Source organism: Ventrimonas faecis (assembly GCF_040096075.1).
In the GTDB taxonomy this organism is placed as follows: domain Bacteria; phylum Bacillota; class Clostridia; order Lachnospirales; family Lachnospiraceae; genus Brotaphodocola; species Brotaphodocola faecis.
Genome location: NZ_JBBMFJ010000007.1, coordinates 89,378 through 111,623 on the forward strand (window position 1 = coordinate 89,378; position 22,246 = coordinate 111,623).

The 22,246-nt window shown below is 49.6% G+C and carries 21 protein-coding genes; 18 read left to right on the plus strand and 3 right to left on the minus strand.

All coding sequences use genetic code 11. The annotated features are described in order from the left end of the window. Positions 1 to 108 precede the first annotated feature (108 nt). Positions 109 to 1,047: a carbamate kinase gene (arcC, locus tag WMO41_RS05300; RefSeq protein WP_349228864.1), complete on the minus strand. Its 939-nt coding sequence runs from the start codon at positions 1,045 to 1,047 to the stop codon at positions 109 to 111. A 197-nt stretch (positions 1,048 to 1,244) separates the two neighbouring features. On the opposite strand from arcC, the gene WMO41_RS05305 reads away from it, so the two are divergent. The 11 genes from WMO41_RS05305 to WMO41_RS05355 all read left to right on the plus strand — a co-directional run bounded on the left by WMO41_RS05305 (position 1,245) and on the right by WMO41_RS05355 (position 11,680). After that, positions 1,245 to 2,072 (plus strand): CPBP family intramembrane glutamic endopeptidase, encoded by an 828-nt coding sequence (locus WMO41_RS05305; RefSeq protein WP_349228865.1) that lies wholly within the window; start codon positions 1,245 to 1,247, stop codon positions 2,070 to 2,072. Continuing rightward, a complete protein-coding gene (locus WMO41_RS05310; protein ID WP_349228866.1) occupies positions 2,069 to 3,088 on the plus strand; it encodes a glycosyltransferase family 2 protein in 1,020 nt (339 codons plus the stop codon). The genes WMO41_RS05305 and WMO41_RS05310 overlap by 4 nt, the downstream gene beginning before the upstream one ends. A 278-nt stretch (positions 3,089 to 3,366) precedes the next feature. Beyond that, positions 3,367 to 3,786, plus strand: coding sequence for a 6-carboxytetrahydropterin synthase QueD (gene queD / locus WMO41_RS05315; RefSeq protein ID WP_349228867.1), 420 nt, complete (start codon positions 3,367 to 3,369; stop codon positions 3,784 to 3,786). Positions 3,787 to 3,801: 15 nt separating this feature from the next. After that, positions 3,802 to 4,467 (plus strand): putative 7-carboxy-7-deazaguanine synthase QueE, encoded by a 666-nt coding sequence (gene queE / locus WMO41_RS05320; protein ID WP_349228868.1) that lies wholly within the window; start codon positions 3,802 to 3,804, stop codon positions 4,465 to 4,467. After that, positions 4,464 to 5,036 (plus strand): GTP cyclohydrolase I FolE, encoded by a 573-nt coding sequence (gene folE / locus WMO41_RS05325; protein WP_349228882.1) that lies wholly within the window; start codon positions 4,464 to 4,466, stop codon positions 5,034 to 5,036. Before queE ends, folE begins: the two co-directional genes overlap by 4 nt. Positions 5,037 to 5,048: 12 nt before the next feature. Further along, the gene (queC, locus tag WMO41_RS05330; protein ID WP_349228869.1) at positions 5,049 to 5,732 is read left to right on the plus strand and encodes a 7-cyano-7-deazaguanine synthase QueC; all 684 of its coding nucleotides are present in this window, start codon (positions 5,049 to 5,051) and stop codon (positions 5,730 to 5,732) included. A gap of 15 nt (positions 5,733 to 5,747) precedes the next feature. Next, on the plus strand, positions 5,748 to 6,230 hold the full coding sequence (queF, locus tag WMO41_RS05335; protein WP_022098312.1) for a preQ(1) synthase: 483 nt from the start codon (positions 5,748 to 5,750) through the stop codon (positions 6,228 to 6,230). Between the two features lie 627 nt (positions 6,231 to 6,857). Continuing rightward, on the plus strand, positions 6,858 to 7,349 hold the full coding sequence (locus WMO41_RS05340) for a TRAP transporter small permease (RefSeq protein ID WP_349228870.1): 492 nt from the start codon (positions 6,858 to 6,860) through the stop codon (positions 7,347 to 7,349). Continuing rightward, the gene (locus WMO41_RS05345) at positions 7,346 to 10,693 is read left to right on the plus strand and encodes a TRAP transporter large permease subunit (RefSeq protein ID WP_349228871.1); all 3,348 of its coding nucleotides are present in this window, start codon (positions 7,346 to 7,348) and stop codon (positions 10,691 to 10,693) included. Before WMO41_RS05340 ends, WMO41_RS05345 begins: the two co-directional genes overlap by 4 nt. Before the next feature lie 126 nt (positions 10,694 to 10,819). Then, a complete protein-coding gene (locus tag WMO41_RS05350) occupies positions 10,820 to 11,398 on the plus strand; it encodes a M48 family metallopeptidase (RefSeq protein WP_349228872.1) in 579 nt (192 codons plus the stop codon). Positions 11,399 to 11,407: 9 nt separating this feature from the next. Further along, entirely contained in the window at positions 11,408 to 11,680 is a 273-nt protein-coding gene (locus WMO41_RS05355) for an acylphosphatase (protein ID WP_349228873.1), read from the plus strand. Between the two features lie 11 nt (positions 11,681 to 11,691). On the opposite strand, the gene WMO41_RS05360 is transcribed toward WMO41_RS05355, so the two are convergent. Beyond that, complete coding sequence (locus WMO41_RS05360; RefSeq protein WP_349228874.1) at positions 11,692 to 11,991, minus strand: helix-turn-helix domain-containing protein; 300 nt, start codon at positions 11,989 to 11,991, stop codon at positions 11,692 to 11,694. Between the two features lie 167 nt (positions 11,992 to 12,158). On the opposite strand from WMO41_RS05360, the gene WMO41_RS05365 reads away from it, so the two are divergent. After that, positions 12,159 to 13,091, plus strand: coding sequence for a GGDEF domain-containing protein (locus tag WMO41_RS05365; protein WP_349228875.1), 933 nt, complete (start codon positions 12,159 to 12,161; stop codon positions 13,089 to 13,091). A 766-nt stretch (positions 13,092 to 13,857) separates the two neighbouring features. On the opposite strand, the gene WMO41_RS05370 is transcribed toward WMO41_RS05365, so the two are convergent. Continuing rightward, positions 13,858 to 14,781, minus strand: a complete 924-nt coding sequence (locus tag WMO41_RS05370) for a LysR family transcriptional regulator (RefSeq protein ID WP_349228876.1) — start codon at positions 14,779 to 14,781, stop codon at positions 13,858 to 13,860. Between the two features lie 175 nt (positions 14,782 to 14,956). On the opposite strand from WMO41_RS05370, the gene WMO41_RS05375 reads away from it, so the two are divergent. The 6 genes from WMO41_RS05375 to WMO41_RS05400 all read left to right on the plus strand — a co-directional run bounded on the left by WMO41_RS05375 (position 14,957) and on the right by WMO41_RS05400 (position 22,082). Continuing rightward, positions 14,957 to 15,790: an ABC transporter permease gene (locus tag WMO41_RS05375; protein WP_015552826.1), complete on the plus strand. Its 834-nt coding sequence runs from the start codon at positions 14,957 to 14,959 to the stop codon at positions 15,788 to 15,790. After that, on the plus strand, positions 15,783 to 16,565 hold the full coding sequence (locus tag WMO41_RS05380; RefSeq protein ID WP_015552827.1) for an ABC transporter permease: 783 nt from the start codon (positions 15,783 to 15,785) through the stop codon (positions 16,563 to 16,565). Before WMO41_RS05375 ends, WMO41_RS05380 begins: the two co-directional genes overlap by 8 nt. A 13-nt stretch (positions 16,566 to 16,578) precedes the next feature. Then, a complete protein-coding gene (locus WMO41_RS05385) occupies positions 16,579 to 17,619 on the plus strand; it encodes an ABC transporter ATP-binding protein (protein WP_349228877.1) in 1,041 nt (346 codons plus the stop codon). A 249-nt stretch (positions 17,620 to 17,868) separates the two neighbouring features. After that, complete coding sequence (locus WMO41_RS05390; RefSeq protein ID WP_349228878.1) at positions 17,869 to 18,981, plus strand: ABC transporter substrate-binding protein; 1,113 nt, start codon at positions 17,869 to 17,871, stop codon at positions 18,979 to 18,981. A 16-nt stretch (positions 18,982 to 18,997) separates the two neighbouring features. After that, entirely contained in the window at positions 18,998 to 20,716 is a 1,719-nt protein-coding gene (locus WMO41_RS05395; protein ID WP_349228879.1) for an adenine deaminase C-terminal domain-containing protein, read from the plus strand. 10 nt (positions 20,717 to 20,726) lie between these two features. Then, positions 20,727 to 22,082 carry an amidohydrolase gene (locus WMO41_RS05400; protein ID WP_349228880.1) on the plus strand — a complete coding sequence of 452 codons (1,356 nt, stop codon included), beginning with the start codon at positions 20,727 to 20,729 and terminating at the stop codon, positions 22,080 to 22,082. Positions 22,083 to 22,246 lie beyond the last annotated feature (164 nt).

A 22,246-nucleotide genomic window follows, 5' to 3' on the forward strand; every position in this document is an offset into this window, starting at 1 on the left:
GTGTATGTATGCACACCGGATGATACTTGCATGGAAAAGAAGATAAGGCATAAAAGAAAAAGGAGTTTTGCGGACAGAATACGCAAAACTCCTTTTTGTAATCGTCTGTTATTCGATGGTGGTTCCGGCCTTGCCGTTTACAGCTTCTTCCGCTTTGACCATGGTGGTGATGATGGCACTGCGGCCTTTGCCTGCCTTCAGGAAGGAAAGGGCTGCGTCAATCTTCGGCAGCATGGAAGAGGTGCCAAACTGGCCTTCCTCTGCGTATTTTTCCGCTTCTTCCACGGTCATGTGGGAGAGCGGGATCTCGTCTGCTTTGCCATAGTTTAAGGAAACCTGCTCTACGTCGGTGAGGATCATGAGCACATCGGCATCGATCTCTTTTGCGAGAAGGCCGCTGACTAAATCTTTTTCAATGACAGCGCTGGCGCCGCGCAGCTCACAGCCCTGCTCCATAACCGGGATACCGCCGCCTCCGCAGGAGACAACGATCTGGTCAGCGTCCATGAGGGTACGGATGGTGTCGATCTCGACAATGCCGACCGGCTTTGGCGCGGACACGATACGCTGCCAGCCTTTGCCTGGAACTTCTGTCACATAATTGCCTTTGGCTTCCTCAGCGTCTGCTTCTGCCCGGGTCATGTAACGGCCGATCTTTTTCACCGGATTGTAAAAGGATTCGTCATATGGGTCTACCATGACCTGGGTGAGGACGGTAGAGACTGGTTTATAGATGCCTCGTTTTAACAGGGCAGAACGGATGCCGTTCTGAAGATCATAGCCGATGTAGCCTTGGCTCATAGCTGAGCAGACGGACATGGGCGCCGGGGTGTAGCCCTCGCCCTCGTGGTTGGAACAAAGTTCATTCATAGCGGTGTGGATCATGCCGACCTGAGGCGCGTTGCTGTGGACAACAGCGACCTGCCAGCCATTCTGGATGAAATCTGCAATTAATTTTGCGGTAGCAGCCACGGCTTTTTTCTGCTCCGGGAGATTGGTACCCAGGGCATCGTGACCAAGCGCCATAACAATTCTTTTCTTTGCCATATGATCGAATCCTTTCTGTATGTAATTGGGGATAATTCTGTTTGCGCAGCGTGTCAATCGTAACATATGCACAACAGTGTTTGCGTTCATTATAGTGTTTCTGCTTGAAAATTGCAACCGGTTTATGGTATAGTGAGAGGGTTATATCAGAATGTATGCTGATGTAAAAATAGAAAGAAAATTTATGGGAATACCCTATGAAAAACAAAGAAAATCAGGCGCTTTGGACGGCTTTTCGGCTGCTTGGCCCACTCCTCTTTTATGAGCTTTGCACAGAGGCTGTGGGGGTGGCATGTTCTTTATTTGGTACACAGAATGCCCTGACTGTGACCGGAGGCGGGGCATTTCTGGCGCTTCCGTTTCTGTATGCAGCATACCGGAAAAGGCAGGCAGCAGAGGAAGCACAGAAAAGGCGTGCGCCGGTGCAGAACATGGATCCGACACAGCGGGCTGGCAGGGTGCCGTGCACAGGTCAGCAGCAGCGCCGGAGACGTCTGTTAGCAGGCTGTGTATGCTCAGCTCTGGCCGGCATAGGTGCATGCCTGTGCCTGAACGTGCTTTTGCAGTTTCTGCTTCCGCCGTCTGACGGGTGGGACAGCACACGGGAGACCGTATACGGCGCTTCTTTGGCTGTACAGGTTCTGGTGACGGTGGTGCTTGCGCCTTTGACTGAGGAGGTTCTGTTTCGCGGCCTGATCCGGACAGAACTGAGAACCCATATGAAACCGCGCGCGGCGGCCCTTCTGGGCGCCCTGTTGTTTGGCCTTTATCACGGGAATATTAGCCAGGGTATTTATGCGTTTCTTCTGGCATTGTGTCTGGAACCGGTATGTGAATGGAGCGGATGTCTGCTTCCGGCAGTGTTTTTGCACGTGGGAGCCAATGGGGCAGCCATCTGTTTTACGGCTCTGGAGTCCGGCATGCCGGCAGCATCCGGGGGACAGTCCGCTTTGGCCGTGGCAGCAGGAATGCTTCTGACCGCGGCAGCGTTATATAAAACCAAGGAGGTTTTTTGTAAATCATGAAATTATTATCCATTGCAATTCCCTGTTATAATTCTGAGGCCTATATGAGAAACTGCATCGAGTCCCTGCTTCCGGGCGGAAACGAGGTGGAGATCCTGATCGTGGACGACGGCTCCACCAAGGATAACACTGCCCAGATCGCGGACGAGTATGAGGCACGCTATCCGGGCATCTGCCGCGCCATCCATCAGGAGAACGGCGGTCACGGCGAGGCCGTAAATGCAGGCCTGCGGGCAGCAACCGGTATTTACTTTAAAGTAGTGGACAGTGATGACTGGGTCAATGCAGAAGCCTACAAAGAGGTTCTGGAGACCCTGCGCAGCTTTGTGATGGGCAATCAGACCTTGGACATGCTTATCACGAACTTTGTGTACGAGAAGCAGGGCGCAAAGCACAAGCGCGTCATGCAGTACCGCACGGCCTTGCCGAAACGTCAGCTCTGCACCTGGAAGGATGTCAAGGTGTTTATGCTGGGCCAGTACATCCTCATGCACTCTGTCATCTACCGTACCCAGATGTTAAAGGAGTGCGGACTGGAGCTGCCGAAGCATACCTTCTATGTGGATAATATTTTCGTATTCCAGCCGCTGCCGTATGTGAAGACCTTCTACTACCTGGATGTAAACTTCTACCGCTATTTCATTGGCAGACAGGATCAGTCCGTCAACGAGCAGGTTATGATCGGCCGCATCGACCAGCAGCTTTTGGTAACCCGCCTCATGCTGGGCTACTACCACAGCGCAAAGATCACCAATCATAAGCTCCGCCATTACATGGTCCGCTACCTGGAGATCATGATGACCATTTCTTCCATCCTGGCCATCAAGTCCGGCACGGATGAGAACATGGCCAAGAAAAAGCAGCTCTGGGAAAATTTAAGAGAGCAGGATCTGGCTCTGTACATGCGCCTGCGCTGGGGCTTTTTAGGCCAGAGCATGAACCTTCCGGGCAAGAGCGGCCGCACCGTATCCATTGCCGGTTACAAGATCAGCCAGAAGTTCTTTGGATTTAACTAGTATAATCCACTTTAAATAGTGCAGCTGCTGGGGGAAATTTAGATTGACATATCCAGAAAAATACTTATAATAGACATATCGCATAAAAATGCGCGACAGTTCGTTTGTACCATCCTGTCGTTAAATAAAACCAGGGCTGCTAAGAAGACTTTTTATGTAATTTAGCCCTGTAGGTGTGTATACATTTACAGGGCTTTCTATATGTGCTCATAGTGGGGCACGTTCTTTTCTAAGCAATTCTGTTTTTATAATTCCCAGATTATATAGGAGATATTAGTATGTATTATTTAAAAACCGAGAGCAGCTTTGATTCTGCACATTTTCTTAAAGGGTATGACGGAAAATGCAGGAATCTTCATGGACACCGTTGGAGAGTTGTTGTTGAAATAGCAGCAGACCAGTTAAAGGATGAAGGGCAGACAAGAGGAATGCTTGTGGATTTCTCTGATTTAAAAAATGCCTTGAAGGATATCTGTAATGATTTTGACCACAGCTTGATTTATGAAAAAGGTTCTCTTAAAGGTGCGACAATTGCTGCTTTACAGGCGGAGGAGTTTCGTATGATTGAAGTTGGTTTCAGACCTACTGCGGAGCATTTTTCAAAATATTTCTATGAGCTGATGAGTGAAAAAGGCTTTCCAATCCACAGGGTGGAAGTATATGAGACACCTAATAACCTGGCAGCATACGAAGAATAAAGGAAAGAAACTAATATGAAAGTTGTTGAGAAATTTATAAGTATTAATGGAGAGGGAAGAAGAGCCGGAGAATTGGCGGTGTTTATCAGATTCAAGGGCTGTAACTTAAACTGCTCCTACTGTGACACAAAGTGGGCCAATGAGCCAGCTTGTGATTATGAGGAGCTTTCGCCGGATGATATTTGCGAATATGTCAGTGAGACAGGCATTAAAAATGTGACGCTGACAGGGGGAGAGCCTTTATTACAGAAGGATATTAGAAGTTTAGTAGAAAAGTTATTGAATAAATCGGACATCAGAGTAGAGATAGAAACTAATGGGGCTGTTGATATTGCTCCCCTTGCCAATGCATTTTCAAAAGAAAAGCTTAGCCTTACTATGGATTACAAGCTGCCATCCAGCGGCTGTGAGGAGAAAATGCTTCTCTCCAATATGGAAGCTCTAAGAAAGCAGGACACAGTCAAGTTTGTTTCGGGCAGTGTCAAGGATTTGGAATGTGCAGAGAAAATAATTGGAAAATTTCATCTGACAGAAAGGTGCCAGGTATTCATAAGTCCAGTATTTGGTTCAATTGAGCCAGTGGAAATCGTGAATTTCATGACCAGTAAAAGGATGAATGACGTGCGTCTTCAGATTCAGATGCATAAGGTAATCTGGGACCCGGAGGAAAGGGGCGTATAATGATAGATACGAAAGCGATTGAGGAGCATATTAGAGGGATTCTTGTTGCGTTGGGCGACGACCCCGAGAGGGAGGGCTTAAAGGATACACCAAAGCGAGTCGCGAAGATGTACGAGGAGGTCTTTCTTGGGATGAATTACTCCAATCACGAAATTGCGCAGATGTTTGATAAGACATTTGAGGATGGAATTGAGGAGCTTGATACTTCAAAGGTTGTAGTTATGAAGGACATCGACCTGTTTTCTTACTGCGAGCACCATATGGCACTTATGTATGATTTGAAGGCAACAGTTGCGTACATTCCTAATGGGAAGGTTATAGGCTTATCAAAGATTGCAAGAATATGCGATATGGTTGGAAGAAGACTGCAGTTACAGGAAAGAATCGGTCAGGATATTGCGGACATTATGGCAGAGATAACAGGAAGCGAGGATGTTGCAGTGGTGCTTGAAGGATATCACAGCTGTGTGTCGGCAAGAGGAATTAAGAAAAACAACACGAGAACAATGACTGTAGAGTTAAGAGGAAGCTTTAAGGAGGATGCAGCATTACAAATGTATCTAAGATAGGAGAGATGAGTTATGAAAGCATTAGTATTATCAAGCGGTGGCGTGGATTCCACTACGGCACTGGCATTGGCAGTGAGCCGATATGGAAAGGACAATGTAATTGCTCTGTCAGTTTCTTATGGACAGAAGCACGATAAAGAAATTCAGGCGGCAAAGGCAGTTTCTGCATTTTACGGAGTTGAGCAGTTATTCTTGGATCTGAGTAAGATTTTTCAATATAGCAACTGCTCTTTATTGCAGCAGTCTACAGAGGAAATTCCAGAGGAGAGTTATGCCAAGCAGATTGAAAAGACGGAGGGCGAAAAGCCTGTAAGCACCTATGTGCCATTTCGAAATGGACTGTTTCTTTCATCGGCGGCAAGCATTGCACTAAGCAAGGACTGTAGCGTGATTCTTTATGGCGCACATGCAGATGATTCAGCCGGTTTTGCCTATCCAGACTGTTCACCGATGTTTAATGATGCTATGAATCAGGCAATTTTTGAGGGCTCAGGACATCAGTTAAAGGTGGAGGCGCCATTTGTGAATATGACTAAGGCGGAGGTGGTGAAGATGGGCTTAGAGCTTAACGCACCATACGAGCTTACATGGTCCTGCTATGAAGGAAAGGATGTGCCTTGCGGCAAATGTGGAACCTGTATCGACAGAGCGGCTGCATTTGCAGCAAATGGGGTAAGTGACCCTGCAATAAACTAAAAATTGGAGAAAGCTATGAGAGAAAAAGAGAATTTAACATTATTAGGCAACCAGCAGAACAATTACGAGACAGATTACAACCCTGGCCTGCTTGAAACATTTGTAAACAAACATCCAGAAAATGATTATTTCGTGAAGTTTAACTGCCCGGAATTCACAAGTCTCTGTCCAATTACAGGGCAGCCTGATTTCGCAAACATTATTATTTCGTATGTCCCAGGCGAGAGAATGGTGGAAAGCAAGAGCTTAAAGCTGTACCTGTTTTCATTCCGTAATCATGGGGATTTTCACGAGGACTGCGTGAACGTGATTATGAAGGATTTGATTAAGCTGATGGAGCCAAAGTATATTGAAGTGTGGGGTAAATTCACACCCCGTGGTGGAATTTCCATTGATCCATACTGCAATTATGGAAAGCCAGGAACTAAGTGGGAAGATGTGGCATTCAACCGTATGGCAAATCATGATATGTATCCGGAGAAGGTGGATAATAGGTAAAATAACATTACTAAATTTCGTGCAATGCACAAAGAATTTATAAAAAATTTAGAATTGACGATAGTTTTAAAATAGTGTATCATTATGCTGTTAGTGCTTTACTGAGAAAAAAGTACAACTGTCCGGTAGGTCTGCGCACTTGCTGCGCTGACCGTAAGAAAACATAAGCGGGCAGGCAAAAATCCCATCGACGAAGTCGATCTGGAATGGATTTTTGCTCGTATCTGAGAAGGTACTGAACAGATATGAAAGTAATAATGAGCAAGATACCGGTACACATGTTTGTATCTGTTTCTTACATGAAACAGGGTGGTTTCAAAACAGAGAAGATTTCCGTCCCTGAAAAGGGGCGGATTTTTTATTCTGAATATCAGAATGCGCCATTGGCGTATCTGCAGATTACCTGATCTCCAATTGCGCGGGGCGACTGCCGACAGCAGGCCTTCCGCATTCTGGATGTCTGAAAATCTTAAATTTAATCTATACATTGAGTGACTGCCGACAGCAGGTTCTTTGTATGCCAGAATTCCGAAACAAAACAGAACAAGTAGTACTCTGAAAAATTGTAACAGGGGAATTATGCCCTGTTATGAGGTATCACATCAAAGGGAAAGGGGTTAAGGGTATATGAAAACCTACAAGAAACTTATGAATGCCCTCGCAGGCCTGGAAAAGCTGGTGCTGGAAATCGCAACCGTGCTGATTCTGGTCCTGACAGTGGGAAATGTATTTTCACGAAAAGTCATTCATCAGTCCTGGTCATTTACCGAGGAACTGGTTGTTGCCGTTTTCGTACTGATCACGCTGCTTGCCGCAGCGCTGGCATGCCGGGAAGGGGAACTGGTCAATCTGACACTTCTCACAGACCGTCTTCCGGCACAGGTGAGAAAGGTGTTTTTGCTTCTCAGCACCATTCTTTCCGTAGCGTTTACCGCAGTATTATTCAAGTATGGCCTGGATAAGGTCATCACCCAGATGCAGAACGGCAAGCGCACCTTCGTGCTGAACTGGCCAGAGTGGATCTTCTGGTCCTTCGTGCCGATCGGCGCAGCCTGCATGATCCTGCATTTTATTGAGTTTTATCTTGACAGCTGTGGAAAGGAGGACGATGACAAATGATCAGTGCAGTATTGTTTGTTTCCTTTTTCATTTTCCTGATCATGGGTATTCCGATCGGAATCTGCCTCGGTCTTTCTTCCGTATGCGCGATTCTGTATTCCGGAACATCCTTAACGATCGTTGCAACCAACATGTATTCCGGCATCAGTAAGTTTTTGCTGCTTGCTATTCCGTTTTTCGTATTATCCGGCAACATTATGGCGAAGGCAGGCATTTCCAAGCGCCTGATCAAGTTCGTTAACACCTGTGTCGGACACAGAAGAGGCGGCATTGCTATTGTGTGCGTTATCGTAGCCTGCTTCTTTGGCGCGATCTCCGGTTCCGGCCCGGCTACCGTGGCGGCCCTGGGTGCAGTACTGATCCCGGCCATGATCGAGCAGGGCGGCTTCCCCGCATCGTTCTCCGCGGCGCTTATGGCAACGGCCAGCTCCATCGCCATTGTCATTCCGCCGAGTATCGCGTTCGTGGTTTACGCATCCATCACCGGTGTTTCCATTGCGGATATGTTCACCGCAGGAATCGTTCCGGGTATCTTAATGGGCGTGGCTTTAGTCATTGTGGTTATGATCGAGGCACGCAAGAATAACATTCAGTCCAGCCAGAAGCGCGCCAGCGGCAAAGAGCGCTGGGAGGCATTCAAGGATGCGTTCTGGGGACTGTTGATGCCGGTCATCATTCTGGGCGGTATTTACGGTGGCATCTTTACCCCGACTGAGGCAGCAGCCGTATCCGTAGTCTATGGCCTGTTTGTCGGCATCTTCATTTACAAGGAAGTAAGCTTTAAGGACCTGCGGGGACTTCTGGTGGAGTCCGGAAAGACCACCGGCGGCATCATGCTCATTGTAGCAAGCGCGTCCCTGTTCTCCTTTGTATGTACTAAATTTGGTATTGCCCAGGCGGCATCCGATTTGCTGGGAAGCATTGCCCACAACCAGTTCACCTTCCTTCTGATCGTGAACGTGATCTTCCTGATCGCAGGCTGCTTCATCGACGCAAACTCCGCGATGTACATCTTCATCCCGATCATGCTGCCGGTATGTAAGGCCCTGGGCTACGATGTGGTAGCGTTCGGTATCGTGGCAACGGTAAACCTGGCAATCGGTCAGGTAACACCGCCGGTTGGCGTAAACCTGTTTGTTGCGATTTCCGTAAAACTGAAAAAAGGCATGGAAGTGGACATTCCGAAGATTTCCCGTGCCGTTATGCCGATGATCGGAGCTTCCATTCTGGTTCTGCTTCTGATCACCTATGTACCGTCTGTTTCCACCTTCCTTCCGAAGGCACTGGCAGGAGAGGGTTCTTACAGTGGAACCGTTGTGGCTTCCTCTGACAGTCAGGCAGATAGCGAAAAGGACGGCGGCAGCAAAGATTTTGATGAGATCGGTGATTACAGTAATTTAGACTGGAAAGAGCAGACCTGGAACTTTACCTGCTCCACCACCGAGACCAGTACCTGGGCTGAGGGTGGCCGCAAGTTCGGCGAACTCATGGAGAAGGCAACCGGAGGAAAGGTTAAGGTCAATGTATACGCAGCAGACCAGCTGACCAACGGAAACCAGTCCGAGGGTATTCAGGCGCTGATGAATGGTGATCCGGTTCAGATTTCCATGCACAGCAACTTAATTTACTCTGCATTTGACCCGCGCTTCAACGTGGTATCCCTGCCGTACCTGTTCAGCTCTGTCGAGGAGGCTGATGCCATGTTAGACGGCAAGGCTGGTGAGATGTTAAAAGACATCTTAAGTGACTATGGACTGCACTGCATGGGCATTGCGGAGAATGGTTTCCGTGAGCTGACCAACAGCGTCCGTGAGATCAAGTCCGTGGATGATATGAAAAACCTGAAAATCCGTGTAGCGGGCAGCAACCTGCTCATGGAGTGCTATAAGCGCTGGGGCGCAGATGCCACCAATATGAACTGGTCCGAGACCTACACGGCGCTGCAGCAGAAGACCGTAGAGGGCCAGGAGAATCCGCTTCCGGCTATCGATGCCGCAAGCGTACAGGAAGTACAGCCGTACTGCTCCTTATGGAACGCAAACTACGACTGCCTGTTCTTCTGCATCAACCAGAAACTGTACGACAGCTTAACTCCGGAGCAGCAGGCTGTTGTGGATGAGGCTGGCATGAAGGCCGTTGATTACGAGCGTTACATCAACCGTGCCGGTGATGAGGAAATTATGAGCCGCTGGCAGAATGACAACGGCGTAACCATTACCAAGTACGAGAATATGGATATTGATTCCTTCAAGAATGCCGTATCCGGCGTGGCTGAGTGGTATCAGAACGAGCTGGAAAACCAGGGATATATGGATGCAGCAGACCTGATCGCGGCATTTACCGAGAAATCCGGCAGCAGCATTGGCGCGGATTCTGTAGAGGATCACAGCGATCTTGGCTGGGAAGAGCAGACCTGGAACTTCACCTGCTCCACCACCGAGACCAGTACCTGGGCTGAGGGCGGCCGCAAGTTCGGTGAGCTGGTAGAAAAGGCAACCGGCGGCAAGATCAAGGTCAACGTATACGCAGCAGACCAGCTGACCAACGGAAACCAGTCCGAGGGTATTCAGGCGCTGATCGACGGTGATCCGGTTCAGATCTCCATGCACAGTAACTTAATCTACTCCGCATTTGACCCGCGCTTCAACGTGGTATCCCTGCCGTATCTGTTTGATTCTGTGGAGGACGCAGATGCCATGTTAGACGGTGAGGCCGGTGAGATGTTAAAAGACATCTTAAACGAGTATGGCCTGCACTGCATGGGCATTGCGGAGAATGGTTTCCGTGAGCTGACCAACAGCGTCCGTGAGATCAAGTCCGTGGATGATATGAAAAACTTGAAAATCCGTGTAGCGGGCAGCAACCTGCTCATGGAGTGCTATAAGCGCTGGGGCGCAGATGCCACCAATATGAACTGGTCCGAGACCTACACGGCGCTGCAGCAGAAGACCGTAGAGGGTCAGGAGAACCCGCTTCCGGCAATCGATGCCGCAAGCGTACAGGAAGTACAGCCGTACTGCTCCTTATGGAACGCAAACTACGACTGCCTGTTCTTCTGTATCAACCAGGAAATCTACGACAAGCTGACACCGGAGCAGCAGGCTGTCATCGACGAGTGTGGCGCTCTGGCAACCCGCTACGAGCGTGAGATCAACCGTGCCGGAGACGAGGAGATCATGAGCCGCTGGACCACGAAAAACGGCGTGACCATCACTCCGTACGAGGATCTGGACATTGATTCCTTTAAAAACGCGGTAGACGGAATTGACGACTGGTTCATCAGTGAGCTGAAGGCACAGAACTATGAGGATGCTGAGGCACTGGTAGCAGCATTCCGGAAATAAATTTAATAGGGAATGGCTTTACGCTGATATTATGCGGGCCGGGTGATGGAACTGTCACCCGGCCCGTGTTTTGTTTTCTGTGGATTTGTGTTATGATGGAAAGAGCAGCAGAAAGGGATGCAGATTATGATAACAGAATTGAGCATAAAGGAAGCGGCTGGCCTGGGAGAAATCCGCATTTCGGTCATCCGCTCCGCCAGAAAAAGCCTTGGCCTGGAGGTGCGGGATGCCAATACGGTTCTGGCCCGGATTCCGACCCGCGTTTCCGACCGGGAGCTGAAGGCTTTTGTGGAAAACCACCGAAGCTGGATCCTGGAGAAAACAGCGGTCATGGCAGAGCGTGAGGAGAACCGGAAGAGCACACCGGCACCGCCGCCGGAACTTTTAAGCAAAACGGACCGGATGAAAATCCAGTTGAAAATCGGAAAGCGGGTGCGGCACTACTGTGAGATAATGGGCGTGACAGTCGGTTATGTTACCGTAAAGAACCAGAAGACCCGCTGGGGCAGCTGCAGCGCGAAGGGCAACGTGAATTTCAACTACCAGCTGGCGTTTCTGCCGGATGAGCTATTGGACTATGTGGTAATCCATGAACTGGCCCACAGGCGCCATATGGACCATTCCAGGGAGTTCTGGGCGGAGGTGGAGAAGTATTGTCCGGATTACCTGGAGAGAAGGAAACAGCTGAAAGAATATTCTTTGTAGGAGGGAATTATGGCAGATGTAAGAAAACGCATTATTTTCCGCGGCCGCGTGCAGGGCGTGGGCTTCCGCTACACCGCGAAATACCTTGCCCAGTCCCTGGGCCTGACCGGCTGGGTGCGCAATGAGTACGATGGAACCGTGCTCCTGGAGATTCAGGGAAGCGAATATATGATCAACAAGCTGCTGGTGGGATTGAACCATAACCAGTTTATTACCATCGAGTGGATGGATACGGAGGAGATTCCGTTAGAGACAGAGGAGAAGAGCTTTTCGGTGCGGTAATGCTGCAGGTCTTATTGATCCATGCAGTCTAAAAACTGAAGAAGCGCGTTCCGCTGCTCTGGGCTCATCCGGTAGATCCGGGTCAGCAGCGGATCCTGGCAGAAACGGGATTCCAGTGTGTCATCGAAAAAATCCCGCAGAGAAAGATCCAGGGCGTCGCAGATATAAGAAAGAACCTCGACTGTGGGGTTCTTTTTTCCTAATTCCACATCCCGCAGATAACTCTGGGAAATACCCGCCAGAGTTGCGAGCCGGTTTACGCTGTATTGTTTTTTGTTCCTGAAAAAGCTGATTCTTGTTCCGATGTCCATGCGAGTTACTCCCTTTAGATATAGAGATAGGATAACAAATTTATTCTGAAAAAATTACATCTATAAAGATTGATGATTATATCTATAAATGATATAATGAGGGTAATTGCTTGATTTGAAACGAAAAACGTTATTTTTTTAGGAACAAAAACACGGAGAACATAAGAATGAGTCACGAAAATGCGGCGGATCCGTCTGCAGCGCTGCAGGCAGCCCGCACAAAAAGTAAATGCATAGAATTACTGGCACTGGCTGCAGATTACCGGGAAGTGCTGCCGCAGGTACTGGAACTGCTGCGTCAGTATTATGCAGCAGAGCAGGTGCAGTTCTGTGAGTGCGGGGACGCGGATGCCGGGAAGCCGGACAGTATTGGAAGATTGGCGGAATCAGAGAAAACAAACGTGGGGGGAGCAGGGAATTTTGCGGCCTCTGTTATTTTTGAAGAGAAACTGTACGGAAAACTTTTGGTAGTGCACGGCAGCGCAGTTGCTTCGGACAGAGATCTGCTTTCGGATATTGCCCGTGTTCTTGCGGCGGAAATCTGGAAGAAGAAGGTTCAGGACTACCTGTTTCATCTGAGTTATCAGGATCAGCTGACTGGAATCCGGAATAATACTTCCTATATCCGCATGATGAATCATCTTCTGGAACATCCGGTGCCAGTGGGGGTGGCCTTTGCGGATTTAAACGGGCTGAAATATTTAAACGATACCTACGGTCATGAATACGGGGATCAGGCACTCCGTCATCTGGCGGAGGTTTGCAGGGAGTATTTCGCGAAAGACCAGCTTTACCGAATCAGCGGAGATGAATTTGTTGTGATCTGTCCGGAAATGCAGGAAACAGAATTTATCCGACAGGCAGAACTTCTTAGGGAGCGCCTGAAAAAGGAAGAGCAGGAACTGGCCGCCTTCGGCTATCTGTGGGATGGCGGCAGCACGGATGCGGACGAGCTGCTTCACCGGGCGGAACGGCTGATGTATCAGGAAAAGCAGCTGCATTATCAGGACAGCGCGCGCAGAGTGCAGGAATGCCCGGATTATGCGGAGAACCTGCTTAGACGCTGCGGACAAAGTGCGGAGAAAGCGGAGAAGATATGATACGGCACAGGGCATTTCGGATGAGATGTCCTTTTTGTATCTAAAAAATAAATAATACAAACAATATATTCAGAAAATAAAAGAAAAACAAGAAAATAATTAGAAATAATGCTTGACAAATTGTACTTAATATCGTACAATAAAGACAACAAAAACAAAGCTTCAGAAAACGGAGGACGGTCCAATGGGTTACTAAATCTTACCACACAAAAATCTCTTAACGAGTTTACATAGATGTAATCGAAGGAGGGAGATTCCAATGAAAGGCAGAGGCCCATAGCACTTTGAAAAAAGAATAAAAAGAAAGAGAGGTTATTAAGTGAAACTTCGGGATATTTGTTAAAAGAGCTATCTGATGACGAGAAAGTCAGATAGCTCTTATTTGTGTGCCAAGCATGGCACTAATCTTGCTGGTGCAAGTCCAGTCACGGGTATTTACCGCCAAGTGTAGCGAACCACAAGTCGGTATCAGTAATGGTAGAGCCGTATACGAGACCCGTACGTACGGTTCAATGGGAGGGGCGAGAAATTTATTCTTCCTCTACCCTATTTACAAAAAAGTGCTGCCGCACTAATTTTCACTTAGTGCGACAGCCCCATTTTTATTATGACGGAGATTGTAGAACAGAAAATTGTGTCAGGTTGCAAAAATCCTTTCCGAACTTTTTACATAGCAGTCATGCGCTGCGGTGTGTGGCTGCTTGTTTTTTGCGAAAGGAGCAGATGCAAATATAGTGTCCGCCTTTTTTTATGGTGTGCGGTCGTTTTATTTCTCCCGGCAATATTCCCGGATCATTTCCAGAAAATCTCTCGCATGCTGCGGCAGATACCGGTTTTTCCGATAGGCGGCGATGGTAGTTGTGAGGGCCGGTCTGTGGCCGACGGAGAAACAGAGGGCGCGGTTTCCGGTGTACTGGTTTTCATGGTGGAAATAGCTCTCCGGGGCGAAGGCAGCGCCGACGCCGTCCATAGCCAGATGGATCGACATAGAGGAGTTTCTCGTGTGGAGAGAGATCGGTGGATTGATGTTATACTCTTTAAAGAGATCCAGGGCGATGCCACCGGTGTTCTGGTCCGGGTAGAGGAGAATGAAGTTTTCCTCTTTTAATAGGGAAAGATCCAGCCACGGGTAGCGGAAGCCAGGACGGGTGATGGCTTTTGCAGCGAGAGGATGGTTTTCATGCAGGACCAGGACGATCTCCTCGAAGCGCAGGATCTGGTAGTCCATGGTTTCGGGAAATTCATGGATATTGTAGAGGGTCAGGTCGATGGATGAGGTCTCCAGACTGTTCTCCGCAATGAAATTTACTGCTTCCATGATATTTAAGGTCACATAGGGGTATCGTTTATGAAACGGTGCCAGCATCGGTTCGATCAGCGTGCTGCCCATCATGATCGGCACGGCGATGTTTAAACGGCCGCGCTGGCGGTGAGCGATATCGTCGTATTCCTGCATCCACTCATCGCCGCAGGCAACGATCTGTTCGGCGTAGTGGAGGTAGCGTTCACCCATGTAGGTCGGGTAGTAGCGATTTTCGTGGCGGCTGAACAGCGGAGCGCCGAGACGCTCTTCTAGGTTCTTTAAGTACTTGCTCAGGGATGGCTGGGAGATATAAAGGGATTCGGCGGCTTTGCCGATGCTCTGGTGGCGGGCGATCGCCAGGATATAGCGGGCTTCTTTTAATTCCATACAGGGGCCTCCTCATAGCTTTACTGCATAAAAATTATAGATAATATGTATTTGACGTATAGTATATCACTTTTTATAATGAATGTAAAATATAAGTGTAATTGATAAAAAAATAAATATTTATAAGAAGCGCTAATTAAAATTTATCACGCACAGTTAAGAAAGGGGCAAACCAATGAAAAAGAGCAGTGCATGGTGCATGCTGGTTCCGGGACTGGTGATCTTATTTCTGTTCCTGATGATCCCGCTGCTTCGCGTCCTGGTTCCAAGTGTGTTTACGGGAGATTACCCGTTCAGCGCATACGTGGACTTTTTTAAGGACGAGTATTACAGAAAGATCTTTTTGAGAACCGTGAAGATCGCGGTCATCACCACCTTCGTCTGCATGGTGGGGGGTATCCCGACGGCGTATTTCATCAGCCGCTGTGATAAGAAATGGAGAGGACTTCTTCTCTCTGCGTCGATCTTCCCGATGATGACAAACTCCGTTATTCGAAGCTTTGCATGGATCAATATTCTCGGCAGCAACGGGATCATCAACAAGGCAATGATCGCTATGGGACTGATCGAGAAGCCGATGAAGCTTCTCTACACTGATTTTTCCATCATCATTGGTTCTGTCTACCTGTTCCTTCCGCTGATGATCGTGACGGTTGCCGGTGTTATGGAAAATATTGATGATGACATGATGGAGGCGGCGCAGAGCCTCGGAGCTTCAAGAACGGAAGCGTTCATGAAAGTCATTTTCCCAATGAGTCTTCCGGGAATCATCGTCGGCGGTATTCTGGTATTTACCGGAACCCTGACCGCTTACACGACGCCTCAGTTATTGGGAGGCAACAGCAACATGGTCATGGCGACCCTGATCTATCAGAGAGCGATGTCCGTCAGTGACTGGACCGGCGCGTCCGTGATCGCCCTCATCATGATCGTTGTAACCCTGGTTGTGATCAAAGGATTTAACGCTCTGGCCGCACGGCTGGACCGCAGAGGTGAAGATTATGCGTAAAAATAAAGTGCTGACCATATGGGCAGCGATCGTATTTGCATTTTTGATGATCCCGTTACTGATCATCACCGTAACGGCATTCGGCGGCGGAAGCGCCATCACATTCCCGATCGAGTCCTTCTCGACGAAATGGTTCGCGAACGTGTTCGCGTTAAAGTCTTTCCGCAGATCATTCCTGACCAGCCTTGAGGTCGCGCTCCTCGCGACATGCATCTCTCTTCTGGTCGGAATCCCGGCGGCTTATGCGCTGGCGAGATCCGGTTTAAAAGGAAAGCAGTTATTAAAGTCCATCTTCCTTTCCCCGACCATCGTTCCGGGAATTGTAATCGGCTTTATCATGTACCAGTGTCTGATCCTGACACTCCGGATCCCGGTATTTGCGGGACTTCTGGCAGGACACTTTATGGTAACACTTCCGTATGTGATCCGCGTTGTCGGTTCCGCAATGGAACAGTTCGACTTTTCCATCGAGGAGGCGGCGTGGAGCCTCGGATGCCCGAAGGGAGCGGCGTTCTTCAAGGTCGTTCTTCCAAATGTAACATCCGGTATCTCTTCCGCGTTCATGCTGGCGTTCATCAATTCCTTCAACAACATTCCGGTGTCCATGTTCTTATCCGGACCGGGCGTTTCGACATTCCCGTCGACACTGATGAACTATATTGAATACAACTATGATCCGACTGTATCGGCGGTTTCCGTACTTTTAATGGCAGCTACCGTGATCATCATGGTGATCGTAGACCGCACACTGGGTATCGCAGCCCTGGCGAAATAAGGAGAATATGACCATGGCTTTTATGAGTTTAAATGGAATCGATGTAAGTTACGATAAAAAGAAACAGATCTTAAAAGGGCTGAATCTGGAAGTCGAGGAGGGCGAGCTCGTATCCCTCTTAGGACCCAGCGGATGCGGTAAGTCCACGACACTCCGCGTCGTTGCAGGCTTTATCGACCCGCAGGGCGGAACCTTCACATTAGATGGTGAGGACATGACAAAGGTCCCGGTCCACAAGCGTCAATTCGGCCTGGTATTCCAGAGCTACGCCCTGTTCCCGCACTTAAGTGTTTATGACAATGTAGCGTTCGGACTCAGAACAAGAAAGATGGATAAGGACCTGATCGACAGGAAGGTCAGAGAGATCCTTGAGGTCTGCGGTCTCACAGAGCTTGCCGACCGTTTCCCGAAGCAGATGTCCGGCGGACAGCGCCAGAGAGTTGCCCTCGCGAGAGCGCTTGTCATCGAGCCAAAGTTACTGCTCTTGGATGAGCCGTTATCCAACCTTGACGCGAAATTAAGACTTTCCATGCGTGTGGAGATCAAGAGACTTCAGAAGCGCCTTGGAATCACCACATTATTTGTTACACACGACCAGGAAGAGTGCTTTTCCATCTCCGACAAGGTAGCCGTTATGAACGGCGGTGTCATCGAGCAGTTCGACACACCGGAGAACATCTACAAGAGACCGGCGACAGAGTTTGTCGCAAGATTCATCGGTTTCGAGAACTTCCTTGAGCTTGCGAAAAAGCAGGACGGCGTTTACACAGCACCGGATGGAAGCGAGTTCTTAACTTCCATGGATCTCGAGTGCGAGAACTTCGCGGGAACGATCCGCCCGGATGATATCTGCCTGGCTGATGAGGTTCAGACTGAGAATGTCTTGAGCGGTAAGATCGGTGTCCGCACATTCCTCGGAAAGAGCTACCAGTATGAGGTGGAGACTTCCGCCGGTGTCCTGAAGGTAAATATGGGAACTGACCATGTTTACAAAGAGGGCGAGGAGATCCGGCTGTATCTGCCGAAGGATAAGCTGATCCTGGTGAGAAGATAGGGACAGAGATCGTGGGGCGCAGGTCATGCGCCGAAGGGAGAACCGGAAAGATCGAATTGTTCTCCGGATGGAAAACAAATAAGTGAACCATCGCTGAATGTGGGGGATATGGACGGAAAGCTCCGGAACAGACCCATATTCATGCGGGAAAATATGCAACTGCCCATTTGTGCAGCCTGTGCGGAATGCACGGACCTGCCGGGTGGCTGCAAAACATTATCTCAAAAAGAGAGAAAGAGGAGAAAAACCATGAAAAAAACAGCAGCAGTTGTACTTTGCGCAGCAATGATGCTTACCGCCTGCGGCGGCGCATCCACAACAGAGACCACAGCAGCAGGAAGCCAGGCAGCAGGCTCTGAGGCAGCTTCTTCCGCAGAGGAGACAAAGACAGCTTCCGGAGACGCACAGAAGCTCGTATTATCCACATACGGCCTCAGCGAAGACATTTCCGAAGAGGAAGTTTACACACCGTTTGAGAACGAGTTCAACTGTGAGATCGTTACTGAGACAGGCGGTACAAACGACCGTTATACAAAGTTAGCGGCAGACCCGAACTCCACCATCGATGTGATCGAGCTCTCCCAGGCTATGACAGCGAAGGGCACTGACGAGGGACTTTTCGATACGATCGACTTAAGCAAGATCCCGAACGCTGAGAAGTTGATTCCGGCTGCAAAGGAGATTGCAGAGGCAGGACAGGGTGTTCCGTACACCATCAACAGCATCGGCATCATCTACAACCCGGAGCTTACAGGATTTGAGCTCACAAGCTTTGATGACCTTTGGGACGAGCGTCTTGCAGGCATGGTTTCCATCCCGGAGATCACAACAACATTCGGACCGGCTATGGTTTACGTTGCAAGCGACCACGCCGGCGTTGACGTAACAACAGACAACGGCGAGGCAGCTTTCAAGGCGCTTGCGGACTTAAAGCCGAATCTTGTTAAGACTTACACAAAGTCTTCCGACCTGATCAACATGTTCACATCCGGTGAGGTTGCTGCAGCAGTTGTCGGTGACTTCGGTGTTCCGACGATCGTAGCCGCTAACCCGACACTTGTTTACGTTACACCGGACGGAGCTTACGCTAACTTCAACACCATCAACGTAACAAAGAACTGTGCGAACAAAGAGCTTGCTTACGAGTACATCAACTACCGTATCAGCGAGGAGCTTCAGACAAAGACCGGTAAGGCATTAAACGAGGCACCGACAAACAAGGACGTTACATTCACTGAGGAAGAGTCCAAGGATATGACCTACGGCGACAAGGCTGCAAAAGTTAAGGTTGTTGACTATGCTTTTGTAAACCCGATCTTAAATAACTGGATCGACCAGTGGAACAGAACGATCAACAACTAATAACGAGGAATTTTATATGAGACCCGATTTCATTCTGAAAAATGTCATGGTCTATCAGACCTTCAGACAGTGTTTTGAAAAGCGGGATGTGGCAGTTGCAGGGGAAAAGTTTTATTGCATTTCCCCTGCAATTTCATATCCGGGAGTGCGGGAGATCGACGGCAAAGGCAGATACATGCTGCCTGGTCTCGTGGATATCCATATGCACATCGAGAGCTCGATGACATATCCGGGCGAGTTTTCAAGGATCACGCTTCCATATGGAGTAACAACGGTGGTTGCCGATGCCCACGAGATGGCGAACGTGTTCGGCATGGACGGCATCCGGGCATTTATGGCACAGAAGACGAAGCAGGATATCTTCTGGGCGATCCCGTCCAGTGTACCGGCGACGAATGAGAAGTTAGAGACAGCCGGGGCGTCACTTGGTGTAAAGGAAATCTCTGAGATGGCATCCTTAGATGGAGTTCTCTGCCTTGGAGAGATCATGAACTATAAGGACCTCTCAGCGGAAGGCGAGAGCCGGACGAGGGACCTCATTGATGTGTGCCGGAACGCGGGGAAGAATCTCCGAATCGAGGGACACTGCCCGGGACTTACGGGGGAGGACCTCAACCGCTTTATCTATGAAGGTGTCGACGCGGACCACACCCAGCAGACACCGCAGTCAGTGATGGAGAAGACGGAGCTTGGGATGTTTCTGGAGCTGCAGTTTAAATCCCTGACGCCGGAGGTCGTGAAGACCGTCTGCGACCATGAACTCTATGAGAATGTGGCGCTGGTGACGGATGACACGATGGCAGATAAGCTTCTGACCGGACATCTTAACAAGATCATCGAGACGGCTGTGAAGGCAGGAATGCCGATGGAGAAGGCGATCTACTGCGCGACCTGGACACCGTCGCGGCGGATGCACCTGGATGACAGAGGGATGATCGCGCCGGGAAAGATCGCAGACTTTATGCTGCTGGACAGTCTGGATGGGATCGATCCGGTTGTGGTTTATAAGAAAGGCGAGTGCGTGTACTGTAAGGCTGATGAGGTGTGTGGTGCGGTGGCAGCTGCGGCGTGCAGTTTCCCGGCTTCTTTTTACCACACGATCAACTGCCGTCCGGCGGAGATCTCCGACTTTGTGTTAAAGGCGGAAGATCCGGACGCGAAATGGGCGGAAGTCAATGTCATGAAGATCGGCACCTTCGGAACGGCGACCACGCCGGTGAAGCGCAGAGTCGAGGTGAAGGACGGTGTGCTTGACTGGAAGTCGGCGGGACTTTCCCTTGCAGTCGTTTTCGAGCGGTACAGCAAGAATGAAAATATCGGATATGGTCTTGTGGAAGGAGCGCTGACGAAACCGGGCGCTGTGGCCACTACGTGGTCCCACGACAGCCATAACCTGTTTGTCCTGGGAACAGATGAGAACGATATGAAACTGGCCCAGAGGCGCGTCCTGGAGCTCCAGGGGGCATATGTGGTGCTCTCTGAAGGAAGATCCCTGGCAGAGGCGAGACTCACGATCGGCGGCATCGTGTCGGATCAGCCAGTCGAGGTTCTTGGACAGGAATTAAAGGAAGTGCGGGCGGCGATGGAAGGTCTTGGATATGTGAACAACAACGTGATCATGTCCATGTCCACGCTTTGTCTTCCGGTGTCTCCGAAGTTGAAGCTCACAGATCACGGGCTGCTGACGGTGCCGGGGCAGGAGCATGTGCCGTTGGTTGAAAAATATGAAGGATGAAATTAGAACGATGAAGAAGATTATCAAAAACGGCATTATTGTGACAATGAACGCGGCAGGTGATGTCTGGGATCATGGTTATGTAATGTTTGAGGACACGAAGATCCTGGCAGCAGGACCGGAGGAGGACCTTGAAAAGAAGCTTCAGGAGTTTACTGCACAGGGCATTTTAAAGCCCGGGGAGACATTCGAAGAGATCGATGCGAAACGCGCCATCGTGATCCCGGGTCTCGTAAACACCCACTGCCACCTCGGAATGATCCCGTTCCGCGGTCTCGGGGACGACTGCAAGGACCGCCTGCGGGTGTTCCTGCTTCCGATGGAGAATCAGGCAATGGACGCGGAGATGGCCAGTCTTTCCACGAGATATGCCATCGGTGAGCTGCTGCTTTCCGGCGTGACGACGGTGCTTGATATGTACTATTTCGAGGAAGCTGTGGCGAAGGTCATGGACGAGATGGGGATCCGCGGAATCGCCGGTGAGACGGTGATGGAAAAGGATTCCTGCGACAGTAAGAACGCGGATGAGGCCATCGAGCGTGGAATTGCACTCATCGAAGCGTACAAAGATCACCCGCGCGTTTCCGGAGCGATCACGCCCCACGGAACGACGACCTGCAGACCGGAGACCTTAAAGCGGGCCTATGAGGAGGATGTAAAGGCGGGAACCGTATTTACGCTTCATGTGGCGGAGATGGACTACGAGATGACCCAGTTAAGGGAACAGTATGGCATGACGCCCATTGAGTTCATGGAACATATCGGAGTCCTCGGTCCGAATACGCTGACGGCTCACAGCATCCGCACGACGGAGCATGACGTGGAGATCCTCGCGAAACATGGCGCGTCCGTGGCCCACTGCATCGCCTCCAACACGAAGGCCGCAAAGGGCGTAGCCCCGGTGTCACTGATGCATAAGCACGGCATATCCGTCGGCTTCGGCACCGACGGTCCGGCGAGCGGAAATACGTTAGACCTGTTCATCCAGATGCGGATGTGTGAGAACTTCCACAAAAATGAACTCCGTGACCGCAGCGCATTCCCGGCAAAAGAGGTTGTTTCCATGGCAACGATCGAGGGAGCAAGAGCGTTGGGACTCGGTGACATCACCGGTTCCATCGAGCCTGAAAAACAGGCGGATCTCGTCCTCGTAGAGACCGACTCCCCGAATATGTTCCCGGTATACGATCCGTATTCGGCTCTTGTGTACAGCGCGATTGCATCGAATGTGAGAGATGTTTACGTTGCGGGTGAGTGCCTCGTAAAGGAAAAGAAGCTTGTCCGTGAGGACTTCGCGAAGATCAGGAATGACCTTCGCGAGAAGATGGAGCAGACAGCGTTTAAGGATATGAAGAATCTGGTGTAGAAGATAAATATCTTGACGGAAACTGTAAAAGAACATATAATTCTGAATATAGGACAAGGGGCTGTCGCACTAACGTGCGGCAGCTCATTTTATATATCCAACACAAAACGCCGAGCTTCGAAAAGCCCGGCGTTCGTGGTATAATTAGTTTATGCTATTAAACA

Excerpts from the sequence above, each read along its gene's own strand:
- arcC (WP_349228864.1), bottom strand. The coding sequence starts at position 1,047 with ATGGCAAAGAAAAGAATTGTTATGGCGCTTGGTCACGATGCCCTGGGT.
- WMO41_RS05305 (WP_349228865.1), top strand. The coding sequence starts at position 1,245 with ATGAAAAACAAAGAAAATCAGGCGCTTTGGACGGCTTTTCGGCTGCTT.
- WMO41_RS05310 (WP_349228866.1), top strand. The coding sequence starts at position 2,069 with ATGAAATTATTATCCATTGCAATTCCCTGTTATAATTCTGAGGCCTAT.
- queD (WP_349228867.1), top strand. The coding sequence starts at position 3,367 with ATGTATTATTTAAAAACCGAGAGCAGCTTTGATTCTGCACATTTTCTT.
- queE (WP_349228868.1), top strand. The coding sequence starts at position 3,802 with ATGAAAGTTGTTGAGAAATTTATAAGTATTAATGGAGAGGGAAGAAGA.
- queC (WP_349228869.1), top strand. The coding sequence starts at position 5,049 with ATGAAAGCATTAGTATTATCAAGCGGTGGCGTGGATTCCACTACGGCA.
- queF (WP_022098312.1), top strand. The coding sequence starts at position 5,748 with ATGAGAGAAAAAGAGAATTTAACATTATTAGGCAACCAGCAGAACAAT.
- WMO41_RS05340 (WP_349228870.1), top strand. The coding sequence starts at position 6,858 with ATGAAAACCTACAAGAAACTTATGAATGCCCTCGCAGGCCTGGAAAAG.
- WMO41_RS05345 (WP_349228871.1), top strand. The coding sequence starts at position 7,346 with ATGATCAGTGCAGTATTGTTTGTTTCCTTTTTCATTTTCCTGATCATG.
- WMO41_RS05350 (WP_349228872.1), top strand. The coding sequence starts at position 10,820 with ATGATAACAGAATTGAGCATAAAGGAAGCGGCTGGCCTGGGAGAAATC.
- WMO41_RS05355 (WP_349228873.1), top strand. The coding sequence starts at position 11,408 with ATGGCAGATGTAAGAAAACGCATTATTTTCCGCGGCCGCGTGCAGGGC.
- WMO41_RS05360 (WP_349228874.1), bottom strand. The coding sequence starts at position 11,991 with ATGGACATCGGAACAAGAATCAGCTTTTTCAGGAACAAAAAACAATAC.
- WMO41_RS05365 (WP_349228875.1), top strand. The coding sequence starts at position 12,159 with ATGAGTCACGAAAATGCGGCGGATCCGTCTGCAGCGCTGCAGGCAGCC.
- WMO41_RS05370 (WP_349228876.1), bottom strand. The coding sequence starts at position 14,781 with ATGGAATTAAAAGAAGCCCGCTATATCCTGGCGATCGCCCGCCACCAG.
- WMO41_RS05375 (WP_015552826.1), top strand. The coding sequence starts at position 14,957 with ATGAAAAAGAGCAGTGCATGGTGCATGCTGGTTCCGGGACTGGTGATC.
- WMO41_RS05380 (WP_015552827.1), top strand. The coding sequence starts at position 15,783 with ATGCGTAAAAATAAAGTGCTGACCATATGGGCAGCGATCGTATTTGCA.
- WMO41_RS05385 (WP_349228877.1), top strand. The coding sequence starts at position 16,579 with ATGGCTTTTATGAGTTTAAATGGAATCGATGTAAGTTACGATAAAAAG.
- WMO41_RS05390 (WP_349228878.1), top strand. The coding sequence starts at position 17,869 with ATGAAAAAAACAGCAGCAGTTGTACTTTGCGCAGCAATGATGCTTACC.
- WMO41_RS05395 (WP_349228879.1), top strand. The coding sequence starts at position 18,998 with ATGAGACCCGATTTCATTCTGAAAAATGTCATGGTCTATCAGACCTTC.
- WMO41_RS05400 (WP_349228880.1), top strand. The coding sequence starts at position 20,727 with ATGAAGAAGATTATCAAAAACGGCATTATTGTGACAATGAACGCGGCA.